Consider the following 11,717-nt stretch of genomic DNA (forward strand, 5'->3'; position numbering starts at 1 on the left):
GCCGGGGCTGACACTGTTGACGCGCACGCCCCGGGGCCCGAACTCCTTCGACAGGGCCTTGGAGAAGTTGACCAGTGCGGCCTTGGCCGCGCTGTAGTCGACCACTGTCGGATCGGGCAGTTCGGCGTTGACCGAGCCGATGTTCACGATGGAACCCCGGCCGGTCTCCAGCATGAGGGGCAGCACGGCCCGGGTGACCGCGATCGTCGCGAACAGGTTGAGTTCCAGGGTCCGCCGCCATTGGGCGTCGGTCACGCTGAGGAAGCCGCCGGGCCGGGCCGGGGCCGAGCCCACGTTGTTGACCAGCACGTCTATGTGCTGTCCTGCCGCGGCCACCAGTCGTTGCGCGCTGTCCGGCTCGGTCAGGTCCAGCTGGACCCAGCGGACTCCGCCCGCTTTCACCAGGACGTCGAGCCCCGGTGACATGGTCCGCGCCGCCGCGACCACGTCGGCTCCCGCGGCCACCAGCGCCTCGGCCACCGCGAGACCGATGCCCTTGCTCGCGCCGGTGACGACGGCCGTCCTGTACTGCCGGAGGTTCTCCCGGCACGCCGGCAGCAGCTCGATGTCCAGGGAGTCCTCGAGGAAGGTGAAGCTCCCGGCGGACAGGTTCTGGCTGACGAAGCCGGCGACGTCCGCCCGGCCGATTCCGTTGCGCCGCAGCAGGTCGTCCAAGAGCACGGAGAGCCGGTTGCGCGTCTCCATGGCCAGTCGGAAGGAGTAGGTGCGGGGCTCCGTGCACTGTTCACGCCACTGGGCGGTGGGGCGGTCCCGGTAGTCGACGTGGAAGAGGTCCCAATAACGCCCGTTGGTCGTCTGCGCGATGTCGAGTATCCGTGTCCTCCCCCTGCGGGCGAGCAGCAGCGCCTGCCCGCCGTCGCCGTTCACGGTGACGGGGTGGCGGTAGCGCAGTGCGGCGGCCGGTTTGCTGCCGTGCACGACCAGGACGTCGTTCAGGGCAGGGTCGGCGGCCAGCAGTCCGCGGGCCGTCAGCAGGGCCGGGGTGATCGAGACACAGCCGAGGCCGCCCACCGAGAAAGCGGTGGCGTTGTCAGCGCCCAGCAGGTGCTGGAGTCTGGTCGCCTCGGAACTGAGGAACGTCTCCTGGACCCGCGACTCCACCATCACCAGGGCGCCCAGGTCCCGGGCTTCGAGCCCCGCCTGTTCGAGCGCCCGGCGCGCGGCGCGTTCCGCGAGGGTGACGGAGCTCAGCCGGTCGTCCGCCCGGACCGTGTCGATACCGAGGCCGTCCCGGGTGGCGCGCTCGGTCTCGTCGAACGTCCGTACATCGGTGATCGGCAGAGTGTGGTCGGGCAGATACCAGGCGGCGCTGCGGATGGCGACGGGGGGTGCGCCACCCTGGAGAGCCTGCTGGGACACGGTCATTCCCTCTCGTCTGAGGCAGGATGTCCTTGCTGTCAGCCGATCTCTGCGGCGTACCAGGCCGAGGCGGGTTCGAGGCGGACCGGACGAACGCGATTGTTCCGAGAGCAGCTGACGCCGAACTGACGGGTCACTGACGGGCGGCCGGGGCCGACGGACCAGCGCTCGTCGCCGTCCGAGGCCTGGCAGGAATCAGCAACTCACTGCTGCCGGCGGACGCAGGGGGCGGGAAAAGGGCCCCTGCGCAGCGAGAACCGGCCGGCGGAGACGCTCCTGCGGCAGTTCACCGCGTCCTCGGTCTGATACGTGACGAGCGCGCCCGGCACGGTCAGGTCTTGGCGGACCAACCGGGCCCGTACCGCACGGCCAGCAGGGCCACGTCGTCGTCGTTGTCCGGCGGGCGCGCCCGCGCCAACAACTCGTCGGTGAAGGATTCCAGGGAGCGGTGGGCCAGGGCCGCGGCGTGCCGACGCAGGCGTTCCAGGCCCTCGTCCAGGGTGTGCCCCGGGGACTCGATCAGGCCGTCGGTGTAGAGGAGCAGGGTCGCCCCGGGCGGTAGTTCCGCGGTCGCGTCGGGACGGGGCCGCTCCGGTGTGACGCCCAGGAGGATCCCGTGGCCGTCGGTCAGATAGCGGGCCACCCCCTCGCGGGTGACCAGCAGGGGAGGTGGATGGCCCGCGTTGGTCCAGGACAGCTCGCAGTGGCCGTCGGCGTTCTCGCTCATGCGGGCGAAGACCAGCGTGGCCATGGAGACCTCGGCGATGTGCAGGGTCGCCTGGTCGAGCCATTCCACGATCTTGCTCGGTGGCTTCTGCTGGGACACGGCGTAGGCCCGGAGCATGTTGCGCAGCTGGGCCATGCCGGCCGCGGCTTCCAGGTCGTGGCCGACGACGTCCCCCACGGCGAGGGCGGTGGCGCCGTCCGTCAGGGTGAACGCGTCGTACCAGTCGCCGCCGACGTGGGAGGCGTCCGGCGCGGGCAGGTAGCGGGCGGTCATGCTGCGGCCGGGTGACCGCGGGAGCTTCGGCAGCAGGTGGCGCTGCATGGTCTCCGCGACCTGGCGCTGGCGCTGGTAGAGGCGGGCGTTCTCCAGAGCGAGGCTGGCGCGTCGGGCGATGTCCTCCAGCAGGGCGGCCTCGGTCGAGGTGAACCGCTCGGGCTGGTCGGCGCGGCCCAGGGTGAGGGCCCCCATCACGCTGTGCAGGCTGCGGAGCGGGACCACGATGGCCGAGTGCATGCCGGTCGCCTCGAACAGGCGCCGCTGCTCCACCGCGATCCCGGAGTCGGGCGGGCCCTGATAGGTCTCGGGGCCGGCGAAGGAGGACGCGACGCCGCGCAGGGCGCGGGACAGCGGCATCGGGGACTCCTGCGGTATCGGCGGCATGGGCCCCTGGAGGTCCTCCCGGAAGGTCACCGTGCCGTCCTCGGCGTGGGCGACGGCGAAGCGCCAGACCTCGTCCCGCTCGCCGATCAGGTCGATGACGCTCCAGTCGGCGATGCGCGGCACCACGAGGCTGATCAGGCGGCGCAGTGCCTCGTGGATGTCCAGGGTGGAGGTGAGCAGAGTGGTCGTCTCGGCGAGGAGAGCGAGCCGTTCCAGTTCGGACAGGCGAGCACCGGCCGGTGGGCGCCGGGCCGGGGGCCCGGGGTGCCCCGTGGGGTGGAAGAGGAAGAGTGTGGCCGGGTTGCGGTTGCCGATGTCGCAGGGGGTGGCCAGCCAGCCCACCGGCAGCAGCGTGCCGTCTCCGCGCTCGAACCACTCGTCCTCGCCCTGCTGGGTGCGCCCGCCGAGGAGGCTCTCCCCGAGGCGGCACCGGGCCCTCGGCACAGGTTCCCCGCTGCCGGTGCGGTGCAGCAGGTCATGGGCGTCCCGGCCGACCAGATCAGCGGTGGGACGGGCCAGGAGTTGTTCGCCGCGCGTGTTGACAGCGACGATCAGGCCCTGCTCGTCCGTCAGGTAAGCACCGGTGCCGAGGGCGTCCAGGACCCGGCCGACCGCTTCTCGTGGACCATCCGGACCCGTCATCTCTGCCTCCCGTCACCGGAGGAACCGCCTGGGCCATCCCCGCGATCCGGGTACCCCGGGGCCACAGACGTGACCCGCAGGGCGGGCAGCCCGGCCGCTCGGCTCCCCCCCTGGACCCGGGCTGAGGACACGGCGGCGCCGGGCGTGGCTGCGAGAGCGGTCACGAGGTCCTCGACGTCGGCGTCGGGCCGGGCGCGGCGGGACGCCGTAGTGCGTCCTGCCGTTCGTGCGAGCACCCCCGTGATGCGCGGGGGCCGCGTCAGTTCGGTTGACGCAGTCCGGCGACGAGGAGCGCGACCAGTCGGCGCGCGTCGTAGCGGGGGTCGCTCTCGGCGCCGATGCAGAGGTTTCCAATGCCGCGCATGAGGTGGTAGGCGTCGAGGCCGGATCGGACCTCGCCGGAGGCTGCGGCGGCTTCCAGGAGCTGGGCGCACACCGGCAGGAGACGTTCGAGGAACTGGGCGTGGAGCGCCTCGAAGCCGGTGCTGTCGCCCTGCATCGCGGCTGCGAGGCCGTGTTTGGTGACGAGGAAGTCGACGAAGAGGCCGACCCACTGCCCCAGGGCGCTGTAGGGAGTGGGGCAGGCCGCCAGCAGTCTGGGGCCGGCTTCCACGCAGGCGTCGATCTGGTGGCGGTAGACGGCGACGACGAGGTCCGCCCGGGTGGGGAAATGGCGGTAGATCGTGGCCACCCCGACGCCGGCCATGGCCGCGATGTCGCGTACCGGCGCCTCCACACCCGAGGTCACGAAGACTGCTGCGGCCGCGTCCAGCAGTGCCTGCTGGTTGCGCCGGGCGTCCTTGCGACTGGACCTGGCTGAACTTCCCGGGCTCTGGCCGCCGTCGTTCACCGCAGCACTCCTTCCATGGCCGATCTTGCAAAACGGATCGACGTTCCGTATCGTATGCGGAACAAGGTTCCGTTTGCTTCATGATGACAGACCGGCAGGTCGGCGGCCAACCGCTGTCCGCAGCACGCTGCACAGGAACCGGAACAGCCACGCCCTCGCCGCCGCCCGCCGGGCCCACCGAACCCAAGAGTGCGCACGCACCGAACGGAAGGCACATCCATGTCCGAATCCAGGACCGCGAACGCGCAGCAGACCGCAGGCGCACCCGCCACGGTGATATCCGCGCGGCCGGTCGTCCTGTCCGCCCCGGAACGCAGTGACGACCTCCAGGTGCGCGTGTCCGCTCCCGCGACCGGCACCGGCCTGCCTGTCGTCGTCTTCTCGCACGGCTTCGGCTGGTCGATGGACGGCTACGCCCCACTGGCCGACCACTGGGCCGCGGGCGGCTTCGTGGTCGTCCAGCCCACCCACCTCGACTCCCGCACCCTGAACATCCCCGCCGAGGACCCCCGTACGCCGCGGATCTGGCGCATGCGCGTCGAGGACCTCACCCGGGTGCTCGACGGGCTCGACGTCCTGGAAGCCGCCGTGCCGGGGCTGGCCGGGCGCGTGGACCGTGACCGCGTCGCCGTGGCCGGGCACTCCTGGGGTGCCCAGTCGGCGAGCACGCTGCTGGGCGCGCGCGTCCTCGACTCCGACGGCAAGCCGGGCGAGGACATGTCCGATCCCCGTGTCAGGGCGGGCGTGCTGCTCGCCCTGCCCGGCCTCGGCGACGACCTCGTCCCGTTCGCCGCCGAGAACTTCCCCTTCATGAGGCCGTCCTTCGACACCATGACCACACCGGCCCTCATCGTCGCCGGGGACCGCGACCAGTCCCACCTGTCCACCCGTGGTCCGGACTGGTTCACCGACTCCTACACCTACAGCCCGGGCGACAAGAGCCTGCTCACCCTCTTCGGCGCCGAGCACTCCCTCGGCGGCATCGTCGGACACGAGGTGGCCGAGACCACCGACGCCAGCCCCGCACGCGTCGCCCTGGTCCAGCAGCTCACCACGGCCTACCTGCGCAGCGCCCTGTACGGCGAGGACACCCCGTGGAAGACCGCGACCGCCGCCCTGGAGGCGGACCCCGACCCGCTGGGAAACCTGCGGAGCAAGTGACCGGGCCGACCACTCTCCTCTCGCCGCCCGGCCCCGGCCGGGCGGCGGCACACACACCAGAAGGGAACCAGCACCCATGAGCGCGTCCACCACCGGACAGCCCGCGCCGGTCCTGTCGTACAGCCCGTTGGTCCTGTCCGTGCCGGGACGGCCCGTCGACCTCCAGCTCCGCGTCACCGCCCCGGCGACCGGGACCGGCCTGCCCCTGATCCTCCTCTCCCACGGCCACGGCCCCTCGAACAACCTCTCCTCCCTGAACGGCTACGGCCCGATCGCCCATCGCTGGGCGGCCCTCGGCTTCGTCGTCGTCCAGCCCACCCACCTCGACTCCAGGACTCTGGGCCACGCGCTGGCCGACGTCCCGGGCGCCCCCTTCTTCTGGCGCTCGCGGGCCGAGGACATGACGTACGTCCTCGACCGGCTCGACGAGATCGAGAAAGCCGTGCCGCTGCTCGCCGGCCGGATCGACCACGACAAGGTCGCCGTCGCCGGGCACTCCCTCGGCGGCTTCACCGCGAGCCAGCTGCTGGGCGCCCGGATCACCGACCCCGACACCGGGCAGGAGGCGGACCTCGTCGAGCCCCGCATCAAGGCGGGCGTGCTGCTCGCCGCACCGGGCAGGGGCGGCGAGGCCCTGACCGGGGTCATGGCCGCGAAGACGCCGTTCTTCCGGACCACGGACTTCTCCTCGATGACCGCACCCGCGCTGGTCGTCGCTGGCGACAAGGACGACTCCCGGCACTTCACCGACATGGGCCCGGCCTGGCACACCGACCCCTACCATCTCGCCCCCGGCCCCAAGACCCTGCTCACCCTGTTCGGCGCGGAACACGGACTCGGCGGGGTTGCCGGGTACGACGCCGCCGAGACCACCGACGAGAACCCCGGCCTGGTCGCGGCGCTCGCGCAGCTCACCGCGGCCTACCTCCACAGCCGGCTCCACCCCGGCGACACCGCGTGGCAGACGGCGTGCGAGGCGCTGGCCGCCGGCCCCGAACCGGTCGGACGCGTCGCAACCAAGTAGTACGTCCGCGGGCTGTCCGGCCCCGCTCCGCGGCCGGACCGCCCGTGCATGGCCGGCCGCACGCTCCGGGTGGCCGCCGCGGAGCGGGCCGGGGTCGACGTCGAGGCAGCGGCAGCGGCAGCGGCAGCCGGGCCCTTGGGGCCGATCTCCCAGCTCCGTTCAGGCAACCGGAGCACGAAGCGGTCTCGGCCCGGACCGTCCTGCCCCGCCGGGTCTGCACGGTGCCCCGCGGAAAGCCGCCGCATCCGTCGCCGTCGGCCACCGACCGGCCCCTCGCCGGTGTCACGGCGGCCAGGGGCCCTTCCCGACGTGCCGGTCAGGGTCGAGCCGTGCCAGTTGCCGCAGGGATACGGCGATGTCGTGCTCCCGGCACCACGCGACGGCGACCGAGAGCGGAATGCCGTGGTCGCTGCGCAACCGCAGCAGGGCACGCGCCCGTTCGACAGGCGGATGGCGCGGTGTCACCGCGTTCTCCAGCAGGACGGGTGCCTTCGCCAGCACGCGCGCGAAGCGTTCCCGCTCCGCGCTCACCGTGTCCATGAGGTAGTCGGTGAGCGGTGTGAACCCCAGCTGCGTGCGTACGGTCCGGTCCGCGACCTGCACGAGACCTTCGAGCCGGGTGAGGGACACGCCGGTCAGGGCGAGCTCCGTGGCAGCGTTCCGCAGCAGCCTGCGCACCACGTGCGAGCGCCCGCGGGGGCCCGGCACGAAGCCCGATCCGATGAGCAGGGCGGCGGTGAAGACCCGGTCGACCAGCAGGCGGACCCGCTGGGCCTGGGTGCCGTGCGCGCCGTGCACCGACAGCACGTCACGAACGCTCCTCACCAGCGTCTCGAAGCGTCGCACGCCGAACGGTTCACGGGTGTCGTCCACGGCACTGAGGAGTTCGCTCTCCAGCACCACGACCTCCAGCAGCGAACGGACCTGGGAGTCCGGGCTGAACTGGAGGTGGGCGAGCGCGAGATAGCGTCCGCACCGGCATCCCGGACCGCAGGTGCCGCCGCAGCGGGAGCCGACCGGGAACTCGATGCTGAGCCGGGGTCCGCCGGCGAGCACGGCCCGCTTCGCGCTCGGCACGGTCCGCCAGTCGTGTCCGATCCGATGCCCCGGCATCCCCAGGTGGGCAAGAGCCCGGCGCAGGGGGTCGGAGGCGGCGGGGTGCACCGGCACGACGAAGGCGAGCTCGCCCGTGTCCACCCCCGCACCGGCGAGTGCTTCCACGACGTGCTCGATGGGGACGTGGAACGGACGTGGCCCCGCCCAGACGGCACTGAGCACACGCTGGGCCGAAGGAGGTATGGCGACCGGCAGGGCGCCCATGGGCCGAGCCCCGATCGACCAGCGCACCGTGTAGACGCCGCCCCGCGATCGGGACACCGAACTGAGCAGCGGGTCGATCCACGAGGGCGCCCGGTGGCTCGGGAACAGTTCCGCGCGGTCGGGCGGCACCAGGACCGGTGGCGGCTGCCAACGGTAACCCCGGGCGGCCAGGACCTCGGACACCTGCTGAATACCTGCCGCCGCTCCGGCCAACCCTACAGCCCCCGATTCATTAGTGACTTACTTATGACTCCCAATGTAACAACAAAAAATTCGAGATCAAAGATCACTCAGATTGCCACACGGATACCGTAATAGCATGACAAAAAATCCACGCCAAAAGGGGCTATTCACGACATAGCGCCGACGACATTAGATTCTTGACTGGCCTAGTCACGTACTGTCAAGATCTCCCCTGTCGAACCGAACGACTCAAAACCGAAGTGACGGAGAGGTCCCACCGTGCGCACTCTTGCCGCCTTTTCCCTGACCGCCCTCGTGCTGCTGTTCACAGGCGTCACGACCGGGGGAGCTCTCCCCGACCGCTCGACCGGACTCCAGGAAACCCACTGGGCCGCTCCGGCCGGGTCGGTCGGCTCCAAGGCTCCCGACATCCCGCTCTGCTGCTGAGGCGATCGGGGAGAGCGGCGGCCCGCACGAGAAGAGCCCCCAACGCGGGCCGATCGCCGCACGGAGGAAGCTACATGACCAGTCGGAGTCAAGGCGACGGAAAGCCCGATCCTTGAGTATCGATTGACATGTTTCGGGGCATTTGATTTCCGCCTAAATATTCTTTTTCGGGCGCTTCCTCGCGTCCCCGCAACGGCAGCGTGCCCGCCCGGAAGCGACGTGCGACCTCGGACACCCGGAGCTTCCCGCTGGTGGTGACCGGCAGGCTCCCGCGGGGCGCGAAGTGCACCTGTGCGACGTAGAGATCGAGCTCTCTCGCCAGTCGGCGCTTCAGGAGGCCGGCCAGTCCGGCCGGGGGTGCGGGCACCCGCAGCTCGGCCACCAGCTGGACGTCCGCTCGGCGTCCGCTCTCCCCGCTCCGGGGCGGGTCCGTCGCGAACACCGCGCAGCGGCCCGGGTTGATCTCAGGGAACGCGGCGCACACGGCCAGGACGTCCGCCGGGTGGAACTTCTTCCCACGGTGGACCAGCACGTCGTCGGCCCGCCCCAGGACGAAGAGATGGCCCTCGTACAGGAAGCCGCGGTCTCCCGTGGCGTGCCACTCCCCCTCGCCGGACGGCCGGAAGGGAGCCGCGTCCCGCCGCCAGTAGCCGCTGAACAGCTGGGGTCCGCGCAGGACGATGTCGCCGACGGCGCCTTCCGCCGCCCCCGCGACGGCCACCCGCGTCCCCGCCAGAGGGACGCCCGAGGAGAGCAGCGAGACGGTGGGGCCGTCCACGGCGCTCCCCTGGTCCACGGGAACGACCGCGCCCTCGGCCAGGGGCCGCCGCAGCACCTCCAGGCGCAGGGCGGGCCGCTGCGGGGTGCTCGTGGTGACCGTGAGGGTGGCCTCCGCCATGCCGTACGAAGGGCACAGGGCGGCGGGCCGGAAGCCCGCGGTGCCGAAGTGCGCCGCGAACCGGTCCAGCGTGCCGGGACGGACGAGCTCCCCGGCGTTGCGGGCCACCCGCCAGGAGGCGAGGTCGAAGGCATCGGCCTCCGCACGGGGAACGCGCCGTACACACAGGTCGTAGCCGAAGTCGGGGGCGCTGGACAGCGTCCCCCGGCACGCGCTGACGGCCGCCGGCCAGGACGCCGGTGCACGGGCGAACTCCCGGGCCGGCATCAGGACCGAGCCGTACCCGGTGAACATCGGCCGCAGCACCCCCGTCACCAGGCCCATGTCATGGGAAAGCGGCACCCAGGTCACGGCCACGTCGTCGTACCGCTCCCGATAGGTCCGCGCCGCCTGGCCGCAACTCGCCAGCAGCGCGCCGTGGCTGATGGCCACCCCCTTCGGCTCGGCGGTCGACCCGGAGGTGTACTGCAGGAAGGCGATCTCGTGGGCCTGCGCGTGGGTGGCGGTGCGGCACGGCGCGCCCGGGGCCGCGACACGCTCCCAGGAGCGTACGGCGCACCGCGCGCCCCGGCCGTCCAGGAGCGAGCGGATCTCCTCCTGCCACCCGTCCGTCGTGATCAGCAGGGCGGGATCGCAGTCCCGGACCATGCCCAGCAGCCGGTCACGGAACGCCCCGGGGCGGGACGCCTCGGGGGTCGGCGCCGGCACCGCGATCAGACCGGCCCCGACGGCGGCCAGGAAGACGGCCGTGAACGAGACGTCGTTCGGCAGGACGAGCAGGACGCGGGCGCCGGGTGCGGCACCGTCCGCGCGCAGGACGCGGGCGCAGCGCTCGGCGAGCGCCGCCAGTTCGGCGAACGTCGTCGAGGCGCGGACCGCTCCGTCCCGCCACGTCGTCACCGCGGTGCGTCGGGGGTGGCGTCGGGCGTACCGGCGCAGCCAGCCGTACGCCGTCGGCACCAGGGGGCCCCGGCTCCTCACCGCCCCGTGTCCGCGTGCGCGGGGGCCGCGGCGAGCGCCGCCCGTGCGATCTTGCCGCTGGGCGTACGGGGCAGCGATCCGGTGGGCCCGGTGACGACACCGCGCAGGGCAAGGCCGAGACGCTGTGCCGCCGCCTGTACGGCGGGGGTCACGTCGGCCGGGCAGTGCCTGCTGACCTCCACGTGGCAGGTGAGGTCGGCGCCGACGACGGCGACCTCCGTCACCCCCGGGATCAGCCGGATCTCGAACTCGAGGCGGGCCTGGTCCGGATCTCCCGAGGCGTCCGCTCTGCCGACCACCGTGAGGAATCCGTCGGCGTCCAGGAAGCCGATGTCCCCGGTGTCCATGAAGCGCGCCTCGTCGTCGCCGCGATCGGCGCCGCGCAGGCTCACCCGGATCTCTCCGACGGCGCCCGCCGGTACGGCGTGCCCGTCGCGCGCGATCTCGATGCCGATGCCCGGCAGCGGCCGTCCGACGGCCCCCGGACGGTCGAGCCAGTCCTCGGAGCCGATCTCCGTGAGGGTGCCGCGCGAGGTGCCGTAGTACTCGTGCAGCACGGGGCCCAGCAGGTCGATGGCGCTGCGCTTGACCGCGGGCGGACAGGCCGATCCGCCGTGGAAGACCACGCGCAGCGGGTGGTGCGGTGCCTTACCGTCCTCCACCAGTTCCAGCAGGCGGTCGGGGCTCAGCATGGCGCTGTCCGCCTCGTACCGGTCGACCGCCGCGACGAAGCCGGCGGCCGACCAGTCGCGCTGCACGACCACCGCGCTGCCGGCCTGGAGGGCGTAGAGGGCCGGCCCGAGGGTGCCCAGGTGGTAGGTGGGGTTGGCCATGACGTGCGCGCCGCGGTCGGTGCCGGCGCCGTACCGCTCGGCCACGGCGACGCCCTTGTACGGACGGGGCGGGCGCGGGCGGAGCACGGCCTGGGGGACGCCGGTGGTGCCCGAGGTGGCGAACACCAGGTATCCGGCCCGTGGCCGCCGCGCGGACTCGGGGGCGGCGGGGGGCGATGCGACCGCCGCGGCCAGTTCGTCGTCCCCGACGACCGGGCATGGCAGCGGCCCCGGGGACCGGGCACCGTCGGTGACGAGCACGGCGGCGGCGGTGCTCGTGAGCAGCGCGTCGGCCGTCGGGGTCGCGAAGTGGTGACCGCCCACCGGAAAGACTCCGTAGCCGTGGCGCAGCCCCGCCAGGGCCAGGGCGAAGAAACGGGGTCCGGTGGGGATGTCCGTGGCGACGACGGCGCCCTCCGCCACCCCCGCTCGCTGCAGTCCCCGGGCCAGGGAATCGGCCCGTTCCGTCAGCTCGCGGAAGGTGTAGCCCTCTTCCGAGCCGGTGACGACGACGGCGGGGCGGTGCGGGAACCGGTCCGCCGTCTTCCAGGGGGCCGCCCGGGGAGACTCGGTCCGGGTCACCGCCGGTACGGCCACCTAGCGCGGCGACA

At 72.5% G+C, this 11,717-nt stretch carries 9 protein-coding genes; 3 read left to right on the forward strand and 6 right to left on the reverse strand.

The features are described 5' to 3' along the window. The 3 genes from ABZ646_RS27735 to ABZ646_RS27745 form a co-directional block, all read right to left on the reverse strand. Positions 1 to 1,380 (reverse strand): SDR family NAD(P)-dependent oxidoreductase (locus ABZ646_RS27735; RefSeq protein WP_360524362.1); only part of this gene is annotated, 1,380 nt, incomplete at its 3' end. Between the two features lie 331 nt (positions 1,381 to 1,711). Then, complete coding sequence (locus ABZ646_RS27740; protein ID WP_360524365.1) at positions 1,712 to 3,409, reverse strand: SpoIIE family protein phosphatase; 1,698 nt, start codon at positions 3,407 to 3,409, stop codon at positions 1,712 to 1,714. 259 nt (positions 3,410 to 3,668) lie between these two features. Next, on the reverse strand, positions 3,669 to 4,259 hold the full coding sequence (locus ABZ646_RS27745; protein ID WP_360524368.1) for a TetR/AcrR family transcriptional regulator: 591 nt from the start codon (positions 4,257 to 4,259) through the stop codon (positions 3,669 to 3,671). 219 nt (positions 4,260 to 4,478) lie between these two features. Here ABZ646_RS27745 and ABZ646_RS27750 point away from each other — a divergent pair, with 219 nt between their 5' ends. Together ABZ646_RS27750 and ABZ646_RS27755 are read left to right on the forward strand one after the other, a co-directional pair. Beyond that, a complete protein-coding gene (locus tag ABZ646_RS27750) occupies positions 4,479 to 5,420 on the forward strand; it encodes a chlorophyllase (protein ID WP_360524371.1) in 942 nt (313 codons plus the stop codon). A gap of 76 nt (positions 5,421 to 5,496) precedes the next feature. After that, positions 5,497 to 6,444 (forward strand): alpha/beta fold hydrolase, encoded by a 948-nt coding sequence (locus ABZ646_RS27755; RefSeq protein ID WP_360524373.1) that lies wholly within the window; start codon positions 5,497 to 5,499, stop codon positions 6,442 to 6,444. A gap of 282 nt (positions 6,445 to 6,726) precedes the next feature. Here the strand turns inward: ABZ646_RS27755 and ABZ646_RS27760 are convergent, their stop codons facing one another. Further along, positions 6,727 to 7,947, reverse strand: coding sequence for an alanine--tRNA ligase-related protein (locus tag ABZ646_RS27760; protein WP_360524376.1), 1,221 nt, complete (start codon positions 7,945 to 7,947; stop codon positions 6,727 to 6,729). A 279-nt stretch (positions 7,948 to 8,226) separates the two neighbouring features. On the opposite strand from ABZ646_RS27760, the gene ABZ646_RS27765 reads away from it, so the two are divergent. Continuing rightward, on the forward strand, positions 8,227 to 8,394 hold the full coding sequence (locus ABZ646_RS27765; protein WP_360524379.1) for a hypothetical protein: 168 nt from the start codon (positions 8,227 to 8,229) through the stop codon (positions 8,392 to 8,394). 88 nt (positions 8,395 to 8,482) lie between these two features. Here ABZ646_RS27765 and ABZ646_RS27770 read toward each other — a convergent pair whose 3' ends face one another. Beyond that, positions 8,483 to 10,252 (reverse strand): AMP-binding protein, encoded by a 1,770-nt coding sequence (locus ABZ646_RS27770; RefSeq protein ID WP_360524382.1) that lies wholly within the window; start codon positions 10,250 to 10,252, stop codon positions 8,483 to 8,485. A 17-nt stretch (positions 10,253 to 10,269) separates the two neighbouring features. Next, complete coding sequence (locus tag ABZ646_RS27775) at positions 10,270 to 11,688, reverse strand: AMP-binding protein (protein WP_360524385.1); 1,419 nt, start codon at positions 11,686 to 11,688, stop codon at positions 10,270 to 10,272. Positions 11,689 to 11,717 lie beyond the last annotated feature (29 nt).

This window comes from Streptomyces sp. NPDC007162 (assembly GCF_040634175.1).
Classification (GTDB): Bacteria; Actinomycetota; Actinomycetes; order Streptomycetales; family Streptomycetaceae; genus Streptomyces.

What these genes read in the sequence shown, in the direction of transcription:
- ABZ646_RS27750 (WP_360524371.1), top strand. Translation starts at nt 4,479, where the DNA reads ATGTCCGAATCCAGGACCGCGAACGCGCAGCAGACCGCAGGCGCACCC.
- ABZ646_RS27755 (WP_360524373.1), top strand. Translation starts at nt 5,497, where the DNA reads ATGAGCGCGTCCACCACCGGACAGCCCGCGCCGGTCCTGTCGTACAGC.
- ABZ646_RS27740 (WP_360524365.1), bottom strand. Translation starts at nt 3,409, where the DNA reads ATGACGGGTCCGGATGGTCCACGAGAAGCGGTCGGCCGGGTCCTGGAC.